Source organism: Nonomuraea insulae, from assembly GCF_042656245.1.
This window is the reverse complement of sequence record NZ_JBHSPA010000055.1, coordinates 225,673-240,600: the sequence shown is the minus strand read 5'-3', so window position 1 is coordinate 240,600 and position 14,928 is coordinate 225,673. Positions and strand designations below refer to the sequence as shown.

Genomic DNA, 14,928 nt, shown 5'->3' with positions numbered 1-14,928 from the left:
AGGTGAGCCTTATCGGGCTGCGTACGGACAGCGAGGCGTTGGCGGTGAGCCTGATCGAGCCACGGTGGGAGGCCGAGAGGCTGGTGGATGAGCCCACTCGGGGCGGCGTACGGCAGGCGAGGGGGCCTGGCCGGGCCACGTGTGGGAGCCGAGGGGCTGATGGCTGGCCTGATCGAGCTGCGTACGGCAGGCGAGAGGCTGGTGAGCGGGCATGACTGTAGCCGCGTGCAGGGGATCAAGGGGCTGGTGACCAAGGCTGGCTGTAGCCGCGTGGGGGAGACCAAGGGGTTGGTGACCGCCTGACTGTCGCCGCCGTGCGAGAAGCTACGGAGCGGTCGGTCGGGGACCGGGCTGTAGCCCGCGCGTGATCAGCCGGCCAGACCGTGGCCGTGCGTGCCGTGCCGAGGGGGACGTTCAGGCGAGGAGCCTGGCCGGTTGACAGGCTCGGGCATGGCCGCGTACGCGCGCCCCGCAGGTCACTCGGGCACAGCCGGTACGTGCGCCCCGCGGGCACAGGCGTGTCTGCGCGCCCCGTGGGTCACTTGGAGGCGGCGGCCGGGGCGGGGGTCGTGGAAGTGGAGCTGGAGCTGGAGGAGCTCGAGTCCGACGACTTGCTCTCCTCGGACTTCGACGATGACGACGAAGCGGACGGCGAGGAAGACGAAGCGGCGGCGGCCGTCGAGGCCGACGAGCGGTTGTCGGTCCGGTAGAAGCCGGAGCCCTTGAACACGATGCCGACCGCGGAGAAGACCTTCCGCAGATTGCCCTGGCAGTTCGGGCAGACCGTCAACGCATCGTCGGTGAACTTCTGAACCACCTCGAGCTGCTCACCGCAGTCGTTGCAGGCGTACTGATAGGTCGGCACGCGCTCCTCCTTACAAAGCTTTGGCACTCGAGCGATGCGACTGCTAATGGTAACCGATTGGGTCAAACACCTATTCCAGCCCCCGCTCCCCGTACCAACCGGCGAGTTTACCGCTGCGGCTGACCGCGCGCAGACGGCGCTCCACCTGTTCGCGGCAGGAAGCGGTGGTGACCAGGAGGAGTTGGTCGTCAACTCGGATGCGGGTGGTGGTGGCGGGGACGAAGGATTTGCCGTCGCGTACGACTAGAGTCACAGCGGCGCCGGCGGGCAGGCGGAGCTCGAAGATCTCGACGCCGTGCAGGAGGGAGCCCGTCGGGATCTTGACCTGCAGCAGGTCGGCCTTGAGCTCTTCCAGCGGCGCCGACTCCACTTCGAGGTCGTGGGCCTCGCCCGGCGAGAACACCCCGAACAGCCGGGCCGCGAACGGCAACGTCGGCCCCTGGAGCAGGGTGAACACGATGACGATCACGAAGACCTGGTTGAAGAGGTCCTTGGAGCCCTCGACCCCGGCCGCCCAGGGGATGGTCGCCAGGACGATCGGGATCGCGCCGCGCAGTCCGGCCCACGACAGGAACGCCTGGTCGCGCCAGCTCACCCAGCCGAGCCGGAGAACCCACGACAGCGCGGAGCTGGCCATGACGGAGAGGGGGCGGGCCAGGAGGACCAGGACCGTGCCGGTGATCAGGCCGGGAACGATGGCCGACGGCATTTCCTCGACGTCGGCCAGCATGCCCAGCATGACGAACAGGCCGATCTGCGCCAGCCAAGCTGCGCCCTCCGCGAAACCTCGGGTCGCCGCCCGGTGCGGCAGGCGCGAATTGCCCAGGATGAGTGCGGTCAGGTAGACGGCCAGGAAGCCCGAGCCGTGCAGCAGCACCGCGCCGCCGTACGAGACGAAGGTGAGCGCGAGCACCGCGATGGGATAGAGGCCGGAGGCGGGGAGGGCGACGCGGCGCAGGGCGTACGCGCCGGTGGGGCCGACGGCGAGCCCGACCGCGACGCCGATGATCAGCTCGATCGACGTTTCCAGCAGGAACGTTCCCAACGTCGCATGCGAATGCGACGACCCGCTCAGCAGCACCACGGCGATGACCGTGGGCGCGTCGTTGAAACCGGACTCCGCCTCCAGCACCCCGGCCAGGCGAGCCGGCAGCGGCAGGCGCCGCAGCACGGAGAAGACGGCCGCGGCGTCCGTGGAGGCCAGCACCGCGCCGAGGATCAGCGCCGTCGTCCCGTTTATGCCGAGAAGTCCCTGTACGGCCAGCGCCACCACGACGATGCTGACCGTCACGCCCACGGTCGCCAACATCAGCGCCATGGGCACGGAACGCCGCACATGCGACCAGCTCGTGGTCAGGCCACCCTCGGCCAGGATCACCGCCAGAGCCGACAGGCCGATCTGCTGGGCCAGCTGCGGGCTCTCGAAAGGGATTCCGAACCCGGAAGGCCCCAGAGCCAGCCCGAAGCCGAGGAACACCAGAAGACTGGGCAGACCGGTGCGATGCGCGATGCGTACGGAGGCGATCGCCGCGATGACAATTCCGGCACCTAGGAGCAGCCAGACATCAAGTGTCATCCGGCTCCCCTCTCGTACCTGCGTTCACATAAGACTAGTGAGTCCGGAGGGTGTCATCACATAGCGGACCTGCCGGTCATGGGGCTCTGACGGCACGTCGTCGATCAGTTCGCCGTCGTGCAGCAGCGCCACCGTCGGCACGTTCGGGCCTACCCGGGCCAGGGCCCGATCGTAGGAGCCGCCGCCGCGCCCGAGGCGTACTCCGGTCCGCCGGTCCACCGCCAGCGCGGGCACGATCACGAGGGCGGCGGTGCGTACGGCGTCCACGCCGCGGCGGTCGTCGACCGGTTCCATGATCCCGTAACGGCCAGGGGCGAGCGTGTCCGGCCCGTCGTACACCGCCCAATCCAGGTCATTGTCCGCACGCAGGACGGGCAGGATAACGGTGGCTCCATGTTTCCAGAGAGCGAACACGAGCCCGTGCGTATCCGGCTCCGACCCCGTTGACCAGTAGCAGGCCACCAGGCCGGCCATCTGTACCCAGGGTTGTTCGAGCAGCGTTTCGCGGACTTTTATGGAGTTCGCACGCAGTTGCTCGGGGGAGAAGGAGGTGCGCGCCGCATTCAGCTCGCGGCGCAGGTTCAGCTTGTCCACAGGTCCCTCCACTAGGGTCTACTCATGGCTGACTTCGACCCTGTGACGAAAGCCGTCGTGCCCGCCGCGGGTCTGGGCACCCGGTTCCTTCCGGCGACCAAGGCGACACCGAAAGAGATGTTGCCCATCGTCGACAAGCCCGCGATCCAGTATGTCGTCGAGGAGGCGGCCTCCGCTGGGCTCCTCGACGTCCTCATGGTCACCGGCAAGAACAAACGGTCGATCGAGGACCATTTTGACCGGGCATTCGAGCTGGAGGAGGCCCTTGAGGCCAAGGGCGACGAGCAGCGGTTGTCGCAGGTCCGCGAGCCCGCCTCGCTGGCGACCCTGCACTACGTACGTCAGGGCGAGCCTAAGGGGCTCGGCCACGCGGTGCTCTGCGCCAAGCAGCACGTCGGCGATCATCCCTTCGCCTGTCTGCTCGGCGACGACCTGATCGACCACCGCGACCATCTGCTGCGGCGCATGATCGAGGTGCGCGCCACGTTCGGGGGGAGCGTGATCGCGCTGATGGAGGTGCCGAAGGAGCAGGTGTCGCTGTACGGCGTGGCGACCATCGAGCCGACCTCCGAGGAGGACGTCGTGCGCGTGACCGACCTCGTCGAGAAGCCGCCGGCCGACGAGGCGCCGTCCAACTGGGCGATCATCGGGCGTTATGTGATCGATCCGATGGTGTTCGAGGTGCTGGAGAACACCCCTCCGGGGCGGGGCGGCGAGATCCAGCTCACCGACGCGCTGCGGACGCTCGCCGCGCGCGACTCGGAGGACGGCGGTCCGGTGCATGGTGTGCTGTTCAGGGGGCGACGGTATGACACGGGTGACAAGTTGGACTATTTGCGGACTGTGGTGAAATTCGCGGCGGATCGGGAAGATCTGGCGCCGGAGTTCGTACCGTGGCTGCGGGAGTTCCTTGATGAAATCAGTTGACGCGCATCTGGCTGAGATCCTCGCCACCGTACGTCCGCTGGCCCCGCTCGAACTGGAGCTGGAGCAGGCTCTGGGCGCGACGCTGGCCGAGGACGTGTCGTCACCGGTGCCGCTGCCGCCGTTCGACAACTCGGCCATGGACGGGTACGCGGTGCGGGCCGAGGACTTGTCGGAGGTTCCGGTCAGGTTGCCGGTGATCGACGACGTGGCGGCCGGGTCGGTGGAGCTGCGGGCCGTGGGGCCTGGGCACGCCATCCGCATCATGACCGGCGCTCTCCTGCCGGCCGGGGCCGACGCCGTGGTGCCGGTGGAGTGGACGGACGGGGGGACGGTCACCGTACAGATCGACCGCCGCGCCGAGGCCGGCAACGCGATCCGGCGGGCCGGGGAGGACGTGCAGGCCGGCGAGATCGTGCTCAAGGCGGGCACCGTGATCGGTCCCGCGCAGCTCGGGATCATCGCCGGGGTGGGACGGCGGCGCGTCTGGGCGCGGCCGCGGCCCCGGGTCGTGGTCATCTCGACCGGCGCCGAGCTGGTCGAGCCGGGCGGGACGCTGGCGCCCGGGCAGATCTGGGAGTCCAACAGCTACACCCTGACGGCGGCCGTGCGCGAGGCGGGGGCCGAGGGGTTCCGCGCCGGTTCGGTAGGGGACGATCCGGCCGTCCTGCTCGATCGGCTGGACACCCATCTGGTGCGGGCCGATGCGGTCATCACCAGCGGCGGGGTGTCGATGGGGGCGTACGAGCCGGTCAAGGAGGCTCTGTCGCCGCTGGGCACGGTCCGGTTCGAGAAGGTCGCGATGCAGCCGGGGATGCCGCAGGGGTTCGGCGTGCTGGGGGAGGACCAGGTGCCGATCTTCGCGCTTCCCGGCAATCCGGTCTCGTCTTTCGTGTCGTTCATGCTGTTCGTACGCCCCGCGCTCGACAAGATGCGCGGGCTGCCCGGCGGCATGCCGGAGACGGTCACCGCGCGGGTCACCGGGCCGCTGCGGTCGCCGTTCGGGCGGCGGTCCTACCTGCGTGGCGTGCTGGCCGCGGACGGCGCCGTGTCGCCGGTGCACGGGCAGGGCTCTCACCAGCTCGCCGCCCTGGCCTCGGCCAACGCGCTGATCGTGGTGCCGGAGGACGTGACCGAGGTGGACGCCGGATCGATGGTGGAGGTGGTGCGACTGTGAGCGAACTGACCCATATCGACGAGACCGGGGCCGCGCGCATGGTCGACGTGTCCGCCAAGGACGTCTCGGCCCGTACGGCCACGGCGACCGGGCGGGTGCTGCTGTCGGCCGAGGTGGTGGCGCTGCTGCGCTCGGGCGAGGTGCCCAAGGGCGACGCGCTGGGGGTGGCGCGGATCGCCGGGATCATGGGGGCGAAACGTACGCCCGACCTGATTCCGCTCTGCCATCCGATCGCGTTGCACGGCGTGAAGGTCACGCTCGACGTCGAGGACTGGGGCGTGGCGATCACGTGCCGGGTGAAGACGGCCGACCGTACCGGAGTGGAGATGGAGGCCCTGACGGCGGTCTCGGTGGCGGCCCTGGCGCTGATCGACATGGTCAAGGCCGTGGACCCGGGCGCGGTGATCACCGATGTGCGCGTGGAGGAGAAGCTGGGCGGCAAGACCGGCCGGTGGACCCGGGAGCAGGCATGACGCGCGCGCTGGTGATCACGGTGTCGAACCGGGCTTCGGCCGGGATTTATGAGGATAAATCCGGGCCGTTGCTGGCCGACCTGTTGCGGCGGGAGGCCGGGTGCGAGGTCGAGGGCCCCGTCGTGGTGCCCGACGGTGAGGCGGTCGAGCAGGCGCTCCGTGAGGGAGTGGCGGGTGGCTTCGAGGTCATCGTGACCACCGGGGGCACCGGGCTGACCCCGATGGATCTGACGCCGGAGATGACCTCCCGGGTGATCTCGCGGGAGATCCCCGGCATCGCGGAGGCCATCCGGCTGGCGAATCGGGACAAGGTGCCTACCTCTGTACTGTCCCGGGGTCTGGCCGGGCAGGCGGGTGACACCTTGATCGTGAATTTGCCCGGATCGTCCGGTGGCGTACGGGATGGCGTCGCCGTACTCGCTCCGATTCTGCGTCACGCGGTCGATCAGATCCGAGGCGGCGATCACCCACGCTGAAAGGCGAATCGTTGATCCGTGGCGACATCGTGCCCGATAGGGGGATGATAAGAAATGTGGATCGACTTCGTGGCTGGCCGGCGACCCTGAACGAAGGCCCCGTAGGCCTGCGTCCGCTGCGGCTGAGCGACGTGCGCGTGTGGCGCGAGACTCGGCTGCGAAACGCCAACTGGCTGCGCCCCTGGGAGCCGAGCAATCCCGAGACGCCGCTGTTCAGGACGGGGCTCGGACCCTACCTCTCCATGGTCGGCACCCTGCGGCGCGAGGCCAGGCAGGGACTGGCGCTGCCGTGGGTGATGACGTACGACGGTCGTTTCGCGGGGCAGTTGACCGTGGGCGCCATCGTGTGGGGATCTGCCCGTTCTGCCCAGGTCGGCTACTGGATCGACGGGGCGGTGGCTGGCAAGGGCATCACCCCGACCGCCCTCGCCATGGCCGTTGACCATTGCTTTTTCACCACGGGATTGCATCGGCTGGAAGCGAACATCCGCCCCGAGAACCAAGCCAGCCGTAGAGTGGTTGAGAAGCTGGGATTCAGGGAAGAAGGCATTCGGCGTCGCCAACTCCACATCGACGGAGCTTGGCGCGACCACATCTGTTACGCGCTGACCGTGGAGGACGTTCCCGGCGGGCTGCTCGTGCAGTGGCGTCGCGCGCGCGAATCAGCCTCTCACGGGGGGCCTTCCGTCGAAGAGGTTTGACGATCTCGCGACACACCGCACCGAATGCTCGTCAATCAGTGACACGCGGTCTTACGGTGCGTGACGTGAGCACTTTGAAGGCGCGACGAGCACACCCGCGTCTTCGTGCTGCCCGGAGGTGGCCGTGAGCAGCGTCCTCCTCTATCTGGCCATCGTCGTGATGTGGCTTTGTGTCCTGATCCCGATGTGGTTGCGCAGGGACAAGAGCAACCTCGCCGAACTGGCAGAGCTCGAAGAGTATTACACCGGCGAGCACCAACTGCCCGATCTCGACAACTTGGCTCCCGCCGACCCCGACGAGGACGATGGGACGCCGGTCGCCGAGATCGAGAAGGTCGACGTACGCCAGTTCCGGTTCCGGCGCCGCGCCATCATCGTCGCCCGCCGGCGCCGCCTGCTGTTCTTCACCGCCCTGCTCGTCATCGCCTCCGTGGTGACGGCCGCGGTCAAGCTGATCCCGTGGTGGGGCGTGGCGCCTTCCGTGGTCGTCACGCTCGCGTACATGGCGTTTCTCCGCATCGCCGTACAGGTGGACAGCGAACGCCGCCAGCGCGCCCGCCAGGCGCGCGCTGAGCGCCTGCGGAGGCAGCGTGAGCAGCGGCGGGTCGAGGCGGAGGCGGAGGCCGAGGTCATCGATCTCGCGGCGATGCAGGCGGACGTCCTCTTCGATCAGTACGCCGAACCGCCCAGGCGGGCAGTGGGTGACTGAAACGGTGGCGCGAGGACCCTCTGAAGTTTGCTAATCTGGTCGAGTCCTTGGGGATGTAGCGCAGTCCGGTAGCGCACTTCGTTCGCATCGAAGGGGTCAGGGGTTCGAATCCCCTCATCTCCACCCAGGTCAAAGGCCGTTTCTGAGTGATCAGAGGCGGCCTTTTGCATTGCTGAGTGACTATGCCAGGCGGGACCAGCGATGGGGGCGGGGTGAACAAGGCAGCGGCAGCACGGTAACAGGATGTCGCGGCGTAGGCGTTTCCCTCGGAGCTGGGTCCTGAGGTCGAGCAGGCCGTGCGATTGTTGGTGCCCTCCCGCTCTGCGTCAATGGGCGGCTTCGACGTGGCCGTGCGGGGACAGCGCTTGCGGATCCCGTACCGGATCTACGAGGAGCCGCCACCACCCGAGATGCTGGACGATTTCGGCGAGGTGGCCCGGGTGGTCCTGGACTGCCTGCTTACCCGCCATCACAGCGGTTACGTGCGACAGCAGCACGCGGAGAGAGTGATCTCCATAGATGTCGACTGGGTCGTGCCGTTCATCGTCACCTTGGTCGGTGAGTATGTCATCGAGATCGTTGACGTGGTCTGGGCGGGTCTTGCCGAGTTGGATACTTCCGGCACCTGGCAACAACAGCGGTACGGGCGCTTTGCGGCCGAGAACCCGAACTTCATGACGTTGATGCGGCAGCGTGCCGTCAGCTACTGGAATTGCTACTACCGCTGGAGGTTTCCGGACTTCAGCCCCTACCCGGGTGCCCAGGTGCTCGCGTCCCTCCGCTCGGCGGCCACTGATTACAGGTGAAGGCCGCTTCCGGTTTCGGGGAAACGGCCTGGTTGCTGCGTGTCTAGCGGCGAACGACTCCCTGCGGAAACGGCTCTGGCAGAGCGCTTCAAGGTCAGCCTGCCGACCATCCGCCAAGCCGTAGGGGTCCTACGAGCACAAGGCGTCGTGGAATCCAAGCACGGCATCGGCACCTTCGTACGGCAAGACCACCGGCTCGAACGCCGGTCCCGCTGCCGCTACAGCCGGGCCCGTAGCGACGGCAAGCTTCTCACCTGCGGCACGACATCGTGGTTGCGGGGCCGGAGCAAGTGCCGGCCACCATCGCCGAGGCCATGGGAGTCTCGGAAGGCACTGAGGTCATCACGCGCCGTCGCGTGCTGTACGACAAGAACACCGATACCCCTGAGGAGATGGGGCGAGCTACCTCCCGGCCGACATCGCCCGCGGCAGGGATTTAGAACCGAAGGCCACGAACTCTCCGGTCAACCGGTCAGGCATGCTATGTGAATAATCGGAATGAACATGGTCTTTCTCTCCACAAACCTCAACGTGAGAGCCACATGACATCAATCGTCCCTGCCCATGATGGGGAGCGGATGCTGACGCATTCGAACGGCCAGGATTGGCTTGTGTCCTGGCACCCTGTCGACGACCCACAGGAAGGCAAGCCCCATGGAGCCGCCGGCATCTGCGTGACGGCTGCCAAGGAGATGGTCCTGATCAGCCATGACGGCGAGCACTGGGGTTTCCCAGCCGGACGTCCTGAAGGAACAGAGACTATCGAGGAGACCCTTCGCCGGGAAATGCTCGAAGAAGCGTGTGTCACCGTCATCGGTAGCCGCCTGCTTGGATACTCCCGCAGCGAATGCGTGCGCGGGCACGAGCTTGGTCTGGTCCTCATTCGCTCTTACTGGCGCGCGGAGGTCCGGCTTCAGGAATGGGAGCCGGAATTCGAGATACAGCACCGGCGGCTGGTTCCGGAGTCCGAGGCGAAGAAGTACGTCCGCGATCCCGACCTGGCTGCGACCCGGGTTTCCTTCCGTGCTCTGGAAGAGGCAGTGGCAGGTGACGGCCCCTGGCCCCCGTGAGCGCCATACCCGCCTGCCCGGGGCCCTCGCTGGATATGCCGCGGGAAGCGATCTTCGTCGCCTCGGGAAGCGTCTGCGCCGTCGAGGATGACGGGGCGGAGTTGCTTGCGGTAGACGGTCTCGGTGACGGTGGTATTGCGGTGGCCGACCAGGCGTGAGGTGGCCTCGATGGGTATGCCTGCTCGTTCAGCCGTCGATCGCGCAGATTTCGTCGCGTCATTGAGTCTGCTGGAACAATGGCTGCTTCTGATCATCTTTCTGAGGAAGGCAGGTCATGTCCCGGTGGCGCCATCTTCGATGGTGGCTGGCCGCGTTCGTGGTCAGTCTGCTGAGCTTTCTGTCTTTATGGCTGCCGGCGCTCTTCGAGGGCGACGGAGCGGTGGGTTGTGCGAGCTATGGCCCTCTTCCATCGGGACTGGCGGAGTTGTGGTCCGACCTGGAAGAGATGTGGCTCGATCTCCGGCAGCAGGTGGAGTCCACGTACGGACGGTATCTGGCCCTGAACGGTCTGCCTATGGTGAGCGTTTTGCTGTCTGGTGTGGTCGCCGCCTGGTCGAAGCGGTGGCTCGGGACAGTGGTGGGGGTGCTGGCAGCCCTGGTCGTGGCGGTGGTTGCGCTTCACTGGGCGTTCATGGCGTTCTCGTATTTCCTGTTGCTCAGCTGTGGGGGGTGGGAGGGAAGGCTCCCGTGGATGGTGTGGCGTCTACTCCCGATGGCCGGTTTTGGCAGCGCGGTCGTGTTGTTGATCGGCGGAGTTCGGGTTCGTGGAGCGGCGTTGGCCAGGCTGGGCACGCGGTCCTGATGATTCGCACATAGCCGGCAGGGCCTCTCGGCGACCGCCTATCAAGGTTGCGAGCAATCGGACCGGCGAGCGCGGTCCCGCTGCCGTCGATGGGGATCACCAGGTGAGGCAGCACGTTAGGCGGTCGGCGCGACGATGATTGCGCGGTTTCGCCTTCCGACGGCGCGACGATGATTGCGGCGGTTTCGCCTTCCGAGATTGTGCGGCAAAGGCCGTCGCCCCGGCGGCTTTGCCGCGGCTCGATGGAAGCCCTCACGTCCCGTGGGTGCGGCTTTGGCAGTGACGAGTCCCCAGCTCACAGCCCGTCTCCAGGGCGAGGAAGCGCCCTTTCGCGTGCGTGTCTGGTCAGGGTGGTCAGCGGTCGTTGATGGCTACGACGACTGCGGTCAGAAGGCATCCCAGCCCTATGCCCACGATCGCAATCACGGACGGGACAGCGTTGGCCAGGGCATTCGTGAAGTAGGCCGTCCAAGCCACCAAGATGAGGATGACCCAACCGAGGGCCAACAAGCCGAAGGCTCTGTTGCTGCGCTTCAAGGACCGTCCTTCGTGGCGGGTGGAACCCCATGATGGCGTACGTGTCAGGCATCGGGAAAGATCCGGTCCATTGCCTCAGCGCCTTCCAAGAGCGCGGGGCCGAAGCTGGAGCGGTCAAGCGGGACGGCCGGCTGCTCGGCGTGGACCTGGCGGCGTTGCGGGCACGGCTGCTGGAGTCCCGCGATCGGATCGCCGCGACAGCCGGTATCGCGAGCGACGGATCATGGACGCCCCCGCCACGATGAGTGCATCGAGGCGCCGATCAGATAGCGATCATCGCTCCAGGAATGTCAGGGGGACGGCGAGCATCCCGCCGCCGTCGTCAGTGCAACACGGTCACCGGCCGTCCATTGCGCCAGCTCAGAGAGCGTTGATGACGGGTGCGCGGGCCCCGCCGGTCCATTCGGTCGCCCGGGCGAAGGGGTCCGGTCGGCCTATGGGGGCACAGTCCTACATAGACGTGTAAATATTGACATGTCACTAGTGCATGATTGATACTCGGCGTGGTGACAGTGAAACGATCATGAAAGGGGCGCGATCATCAACGACCCAACGATCACGGACGTGCTCATCGCCGGCGCCGGACCCACCGGACTGACGCTGGCGGTCGACCTCGCTCGCCGTGGTGCCCGCGTACGGATCATCGACAGGGCCGCCTCGCACTTCGTCGGGTCCCGCGGTAAGGGGCTCCAGGAGCGCAGCCTCGAAGTGCTGGCCGACCTCGGCGTCGCCGACCAGCTGAGAGCGGCCGGCTGGGCCTTGCCGACGCGGGTGTCCACCCGCGGCCGCCCTGTGCGGGAGCTGCCGCCGGCGGCGACGCTGATCCTGCCGCAATCGATCGTCGAGGAGACCCTGCGCGCCCGGCTGGCCGAGCTCGGCGTGACCGTGGAGCTCGACACCACCCTGACCGGCTTCGAGCAATCCGCCGACCGTGTCGTGGCCACCACCTCGCGCGGCAGCATCGCCGCCCGGTACCTCGTGGGCTGCGACGGCGGCCGCAGCACCGTACGCAAGACGCTTGGCGTGGCCTTCACCGGCGAAAGCAGCGCCGGCAAGTCCATGGTGCTGGGCGACGTCGAGGTCACAGGGCTCTCCCGCGAGTACGGTCACATCTGGATCGACCCCCAGCGTGGGATGCTCGCCCTCACCCCGTTCCGTACGGTGCCGCAGTGGCAGTTCCAGGCCGCCACCCCCGACGCGGGCGAGCCGTCGCTGGCCGAGTTCCGGCGCCAGTTCGACCTGTTCACCGGATTGCGCGACGTCACGATCAGCAAGCCCACGTGGCTCTCGACCTATCGCGTGAGCGCGCGGATGACGCAGGAGTACCGGGTCGGCCGGGTGTTCCTCGCCGGCGATGCCGCACACGTGCACCCGCCGGCGGGCGGTCTGGGCATGAACACCGGCATCCAGGACGCCTACAACCTCGGCTGGAAACTCGCCCGCACGCTGGCCGGTACGGCGTCGCCCGAACTGCTCGACACCTACCGGCAGGAGCGAGTGCCGATCGCCGAGTGGACTCTCAACACCAGCAGCACCGGCCTTGAGCAGCTGTGGACGGCCGTCACGAGCGGCACCGGCGCGATCGAGACCGTCAACAAGCCCGAACACCGCCAACTCGGGCTCGGCTACCGCGACGGGCCGCTGTCGAAGAACCTCACAACATGGGACGGGCCGGAGGCGGGCGACCGAGCACCATGGCTTCAGGAGATCGGCGGGGGCGGGTTCACGTTGCTGGGATTCGGCACGGCCGCGGACTCGCTGAGCGGCGTCCGCGATGTGACGACCCGGCCGATGCCAGGCGAGCAGGACGTGCTGGTCCTCGTACGGCCCGACGGATACATCGCAATGGTCGCAGGGCCTGCCGACGTGAAGCCGGTGCAGGACTACATCGACCGGCCCTGGTCGGCCACCCATCAAGAGAGGGATGGGTTGTAAGGTCTTTGCGAGTGTCTAGGGTTCCGCTGCCTGGCCCGGGTTCCTGTGGTCCGGCGGGCTGGTCCGAGCGACACCACCGGCGGCTTCCGACGGCTGCGGGTCAACTGAAGGGACAAAAGCCTGGAGGTCGCGGTTCCCGCGAGCGTGGGAGCCGGAGAGGCCTCTCGTGTGCCCAACCGTTGATCCAGCACAGACCGGGTGGAATCTCGCCACAGAGCGCATCGGCTCTCCCGATGTCCGCTGACCTCATCGCGACGTTGCTGGTCGCCTCAATTCTGGCATTCGCTCTTGCCTGGCTGTCGTCCGTGGGCGGGGTGGGTGGCGGTGTGCTGATGCTGCTCGTCTTCACAGCCCTGTTCGGTCTTCAGGTGGCTGTGCCCACCCTCACGCTGACGCAATTGGCCAGTAACGGGGGCCGCGCCTGGTTCAATCGGCGCGATGTTCAGTGGCGGGTCATCAGCTGGTACGCCGTCGGCGCCGTCCCCTTCGCCCTGACAGGGGGACTTCTCCTGCCTTACGTGCCGGTCGAACCGCTCAAGCGTGTTCTCGGCGCGTTTCTCATCGCCGTCGTCATCTGGCGGCGATTTCGGCGGGTGCCGCGCGCGCCGGCTGACGGAACGTTCGCCGTCATCGGGGCCGGCGCGGGACTCGGCTCCTCCTTGCTCGGCGCCGCGGGACCGCTTGCGGCCCCGTTCTTCCTCGCCAAGGGCTTGGCCGGTGGCGCGTACATCGGCACTGAAGCCGCCGCCTCCTTGATCATTCATCTGACCAAGGTCGCCGCTTACGGCGCGAGCAGCCTGCTGTCTGTCCATGTGCTCCAGCTCGGTCTGGTCCTCACTCCTGCGATAGTCGCCGGAGCTTGGCTGGGCAGAAGAACCGTCATGCGGATGAACGCCCGGGTCTTTACGCTGGTCATCGAGGCTGGATTGCTCATCGCGGCGATCCTGTTCCTCGCCGGGGACTGAGCCGGCTGAGCGTCTGACATCTCCGCCCCCACTCACGCGCGGCGGAGATGCCAGGGTCCTGCCAGGTGGATGTCAGCGGTGGCCGTGAAGCTGGGCGTCATGACGACAGCAGACATCCTTCTCGGCGTGGCGCGCGGCATCATCCTCCGCTGCCGCAACGGCACCGACGTTCCCCCGCGTCGGAGGCGAGCACTGTGAGAGAGGTCGGCATCTGATGCAGCTCAACTCGTCCATCGTCGTCCCGCAGGACATCCGGCGGGTGTGGCGCTTCCTCGGCGATCCGCAGACCGCGCCTCGTTGGGACCGCAGCATCGCGGAGGTGGTCCCGCTTTCGACCGCGCCGGTCGGTGTGGGATACGAGGCGATGACCATCGCGCCGTCGGGCAAGCGTCAGCGGTTCCGCGTCACCCAGTACGACCCTGAGCGAGGATTGTCCTTCGTGCTGCTGGAGTCCCGCCTGTTCCGGCGGGCCGAACTCAGCTTCCGGCTCGACCGGGTGCCGGACGGGACCCGAATCCTGCACCGGATCGACCTGGATCTACGCAACCCGCTGCTCTCTCCGCTGCTGCGGCTGACGAGCCGGAACGCCCTTGGCGCCGACATGGAATACCTGCGCAAGGCACTGGCCGAGGATGCCCACGACTGACAAAGATCACCTGATATCGAGCCAGGACGCCCCGGCTGTGTCCCCACAACCGGGGCGTCGTTCCGGGGACGGGGCAAATCGATCCCTATGGAGACCTACCCTCGTTGTCCAGATTGTATGTATTTGTCCGAGTTCTCGCCGGTGATCTATGGCAGCAGGTCGGCTCGCTCGACGATGCCCGAGTCCAGGTCAATGAGATGCGCGTCAGGGAAGCGGAGGTCCGCCCAGAAGTCGCCGGGGTCGTGCAGGTCCAGCCGTGCCGTCATCCAGACGGTCATCGCCATGCCGTGCGTCGCCACCACGAGCGGGCGCTCGCCGGAGAGTGCGAGATGCTCCGTGATCCCGGCGTCGAAGCGCTCGGCGACCTCGGCCCGAGGCTCCCAGTCCGCGTGATCTGCGCCTTCCACGTACGCGCGCCGCAACTCGCGGTAGTCGCCCTCCCACGGCTCCACGCGGGTGACCTCGTTGAACCGTCGATCGCGCGTGACCGCGTCGTCGCCGCCCAGGGTCTGCCAGGCCTTCGGCTCGTCGCTGGAGACGAGGCGGGCCTCTCGTGGCAGCTGGGCGATCAGCCGCCGGGCCGCCTGCCAGCCCTCGGCGCTGAGCGTCCATGCGTGTGCCGGGACGGTCGGACCGTACGCGGGCATGGCGTGGCGGACCAAGAGCAACATC

General features: G+C 67.4%; 20 protein-coding genes and 1 tRNA gene. 16 read left to right on the top strand and 5 right to left on the bottom strand.

Annotated elements, in window-relative coordinates; all coding sequences use genetic code 11:
• The first annotated feature begins 87 nt into the window (after positions 1–87).
• Positions 88–303: a hypothetical protein gene (locus tag ACFPZ3_RS42740; RefSeq protein WP_379520087.1), complete on the top strand. Its 216-nt coding sequence runs from the start codon at positions 88–90 to the stop codon at positions 301–303.
• A 235-nt stretch (positions 304–538) separates the two neighbouring features.
• Here the strand turns inward: ACFPZ3_RS42740 and ACFPZ3_RS42735 are convergent, their stop codons facing one another.
• The 3 genes from ACFPZ3_RS42735 to ACFPZ3_RS42725 all read right to left on the bottom strand — a co-directional run bounded on the left by ACFPZ3_RS42735 (position 539) and on the right by ACFPZ3_RS42725 (position 3,035).
• Entirely contained in the window at positions 539–865 is a 327-nt protein-coding gene (locus ACFPZ3_RS42735; protein ID WP_379520086.1) for an FmdB family zinc ribbon protein, read from the bottom strand.
• Between the two features lie 70 nt (positions 866–935).
• A complete protein-coding gene (locus ACFPZ3_RS42730; protein WP_379520085.1) occupies positions 936–2,441 on the bottom strand; it encodes a potassium/proton antiporter in 1,506 nt (501 codons plus the stop codon).
• A 24-nt stretch (positions 2,442–2,465) separates the two neighbouring features.
• Positions 2,466–3,035 (bottom strand): 5-formyltetrahydrofolate cyclo-ligase, encoded by a 570-nt coding sequence (locus ACFPZ3_RS42725; protein ID WP_379520084.1) that lies wholly within the window; start codon positions 3,033–3,035, stop codon positions 2,466–2,468.
• Positions 3,036–3,059: 24 nt separating this feature from the next.
• On the opposite strand from ACFPZ3_RS42725, the gene galU reads away from it, so the two are divergent.
• From galU to ACFPZ3_RS42670, 11 genes are all read left to right on the top strand, one after another.
• Entirely contained in the window at positions 3,060–3,962 is a 903-nt protein-coding gene (gene galU, locus ACFPZ3_RS42720) for a UTP--glucose-1-phosphate uridylyltransferase GalU (RefSeq protein WP_379520083.1), read from the top strand.
• Positions 3,949–5,136 (top strand): molybdotransferase-like divisome protein Glp, encoded by a 1,188-nt coding sequence (glp, locus tag ACFPZ3_RS42715; RefSeq protein WP_379520082.1) that lies wholly within the window; start codon positions 3,949–3,951, stop codon positions 5,134–5,136. The genes galU and glp overlap by 14 nt, the downstream gene beginning before the upstream one ends.
• Complete coding sequence (gene moaC, locus ACFPZ3_RS42710) at positions 5,133–5,609, top strand: cyclic pyranopterin monophosphate synthase MoaC (RefSeq protein ID WP_379520081.1); 477 nt, start codon at positions 5,133–5,135, stop codon at positions 5,607–5,609. Before glp ends, moaC begins: the two co-directional genes overlap by 4 nt.
• Positions 5,606–6,085: a MogA/MoaB family molybdenum cofactor biosynthesis protein gene (locus tag ACFPZ3_RS42705; protein WP_379520080.1), complete on the top strand. Its 480-nt coding sequence runs from the start codon at positions 5,606–5,608 to the stop codon at positions 6,083–6,085. The genes moaC and ACFPZ3_RS42705 overlap by 4 nt, the downstream gene beginning before the upstream one ends.
• A gap of 44 nt (positions 6,086–6,129) precedes the next feature.
• Entirely contained in the window at positions 6,130–6,786 is a 657-nt protein-coding gene (locus ACFPZ3_RS42700; RefSeq protein ID WP_379520130.1) for a GNAT family N-acetyltransferase, read from the top strand.
• A gap of 124 nt (positions 6,787–6,910) precedes the next feature.
• The gene (gene sepX / locus ACFPZ3_RS42695; RefSeq protein ID WP_379520079.1) at positions 6,911–7,495 is read left to right on the top strand and encodes a divisome protein SepX/GlpR; all 585 of its coding nucleotides are present in this window, start codon (positions 6,911–6,913) and stop codon (positions 7,493–7,495) included.
• A gap of 49 nt (positions 7,496–7,544) precedes the next feature.
• Positions 7,545–7,618: transfer RNA gene (locus ACFPZ3_RS42690), tRNA-Ala, on the top strand.
• Between the two features lie 206 nt (positions 7,619–7,824).
• Positions 7,825–8,301, top strand: coding sequence for a hypothetical protein (locus ACFPZ3_RS42685; RefSeq protein ID WP_379520078.1), 477 nt, complete (start codon positions 7,825–7,827; stop codon positions 8,299–8,301).
• A 39-nt stretch (positions 8,302–8,340) separates the two neighbouring features.
• Positions 8,341–8,790, top strand: a complete 450-nt coding sequence (locus ACFPZ3_RS42680) for a FadR/GntR family transcriptional regulator (RefSeq protein ID WP_379520077.1) — start codon at positions 8,341–8,343, stop codon at positions 8,788–8,790.
• A 53-nt stretch (positions 8,791–8,843) separates the two neighbouring features.
• The gene (locus ACFPZ3_RS42675) at positions 8,844–9,371 is read left to right on the top strand and encodes an NUDIX hydrolase (protein ID WP_379520076.1); all 528 of its coding nucleotides are present in this window, start codon (positions 8,844–8,846) and stop codon (positions 9,369–9,371) included.
• Positions 9,372–9,645: 274 nt separating this feature from the next.
• On the top strand, positions 9,646–10,173 hold the full coding sequence (locus tag ACFPZ3_RS42670) for a hypothetical protein (protein ID WP_379520075.1): 528 nt from the start codon (positions 9,646–9,648) through the stop codon (positions 10,171–10,173).
• A 354-nt stretch (positions 10,174–10,527) separates the two neighbouring features.
• Here ACFPZ3_RS42670 and ACFPZ3_RS42665 read toward each other — a convergent pair whose 3' ends face one another.
• Positions 10,528–10,710 carry a hypothetical protein gene (locus ACFPZ3_RS42665; protein WP_379520074.1) on the bottom strand — a complete coding sequence of 61 codons (183 nt, stop codon included), beginning with the start codon at positions 10,708–10,710 and terminating at the stop codon, positions 10,528–10,530.
• 41 nt (positions 10,711–10,751) lie between these two features.
• Here ACFPZ3_RS42665 and ACFPZ3_RS42660 point away from each other — a divergent pair, with 41 nt between their 5' ends.
• From ACFPZ3_RS42660 to ACFPZ3_RS42645, 4 genes are all read left to right on the top strand, one after another.
• Complete coding sequence (locus ACFPZ3_RS42660; RefSeq protein ID WP_379520073.1) at positions 10,752–10,955, top strand: hypothetical protein; 204 nt, start codon at positions 10,752–10,754, stop codon at positions 10,953–10,955.
• A gap of 319 nt (positions 10,956–11,274) precedes the next feature.
• Positions 11,275–12,645 (top strand): FAD-dependent monooxygenase, encoded by a 1,371-nt coding sequence (locus tag ACFPZ3_RS42655; protein ID WP_379520072.1) that lies wholly within the window; start codon positions 11,275–11,277, stop codon positions 12,643–12,645.
• A 233-nt stretch (positions 12,646–12,878) separates the two neighbouring features.
• Positions 12,879–13,610 (top strand): sulfite exporter TauE/SafE family protein, encoded by a 732-nt coding sequence (locus tag ACFPZ3_RS42650; protein WP_379520071.1) that lies wholly within the window; start codon positions 12,879–12,881, stop codon positions 13,608–13,610.
• A 214-nt stretch (positions 13,611–13,824) separates the two neighbouring features.
• Positions 13,825–14,256: an SRPBCC family protein gene (locus ACFPZ3_RS42645; RefSeq protein ID WP_379520070.1), complete on the top strand. Its 432-nt coding sequence runs from the start codon at positions 13,825–13,827 to the stop codon at positions 14,254–14,256.
• A gap of 146 nt (positions 14,257–14,402) precedes the next feature.
• On the opposite strand, the gene ACFPZ3_RS42640 is transcribed toward ACFPZ3_RS42645, so the two are convergent.
• On the bottom strand, positions 14,403–14,927 hold the full coding sequence (locus tag ACFPZ3_RS42640; RefSeq protein ID WP_379520069.1) for a histidine phosphatase family protein: 525 nt from the start codon (positions 14,925–14,927) through the stop codon (positions 14,403–14,405).
• Between the last annotated feature and the right edge of the window lies 1 nt (position 14,928).

Excerpts from the sequence above, each read along its gene's own strand:
- ACFPZ3_RS42740 (WP_379520087.1), top strand. The coding sequence starts at position 88 with ATGAGCCCACTCGGGGCGGCGTACGGCAGGCGAGGGGGCCTGGCCGGG.
- ACFPZ3_RS42730 (WP_379520085.1), bottom strand. The coding sequence starts at position 2,441 with ATGACACTTGATGTCTGGCTGCTCCTAGGTGCCGGAATTGTCATCGCG.
- galU (WP_379520083.1), top strand. The coding sequence starts at position 3,060 with ATGGCTGACTTCGACCCTGTGACGAAAGCCGTCGTGCCCGCCGCGGGT.
- glp (WP_379520082.1), top strand. The coding sequence starts at position 3,949 with ATGAAATCAGTTGACGCGCATCTGGCTGAGATCCTCGCCACCGTACGT.
- ACFPZ3_RS42705 (WP_379520080.1), top strand. The coding sequence starts at position 5,606 with ATGACGCGCGCGCTGGTGATCACGGTGTCGAACCGGGCTTCGGCCGGG.
- ACFPZ3_RS42700 (WP_379520130.1), top strand. The coding sequence starts at position 6,130 with ATGATAAGAAATGTGGATCGACTTCGTGGCTGGCCGGCGACCCTGAAC.
- ACFPZ3_RS42685 (WP_379520078.1), top strand. The coding sequence starts at position 7,825 with ATGGGCGGCTTCGACGTGGCCGTGCGGGGACAGCGCTTGCGGATCCCG.
- ACFPZ3_RS42675 (WP_379520076.1), top strand. The coding sequence starts at position 8,844 with ATGACATCAATCGTCCCTGCCCATGATGGGGAGCGGATGCTGACGCAT.
- ACFPZ3_RS42670 (WP_379520075.1), top strand. The coding sequence starts at position 9,646 with ATGTCCCGGTGGCGCCATCTTCGATGGTGGCTGGCCGCGTTCGTGGTC.
- ACFPZ3_RS42650 (WP_379520071.1), top strand. The coding sequence starts at position 12,879 with ATGTCCGCTGACCTCATCGCGACGTTGCTGGTCGCCTCAATTCTGGCA.
- ACFPZ3_RS42645 (WP_379520070.1), top strand. The coding sequence starts at position 13,825 with ATGCAGCTCAACTCGTCCATCGTCGTCCCGCAGGACATCCGGCGGGTG.
- ACFPZ3_RS42640 (WP_379520069.1), bottom strand. The coding sequence starts at position 14,927 with ATGTTGCTCTTGGTCCGCCACGCCATGCCCGCGTACGGTCCGACCGTC.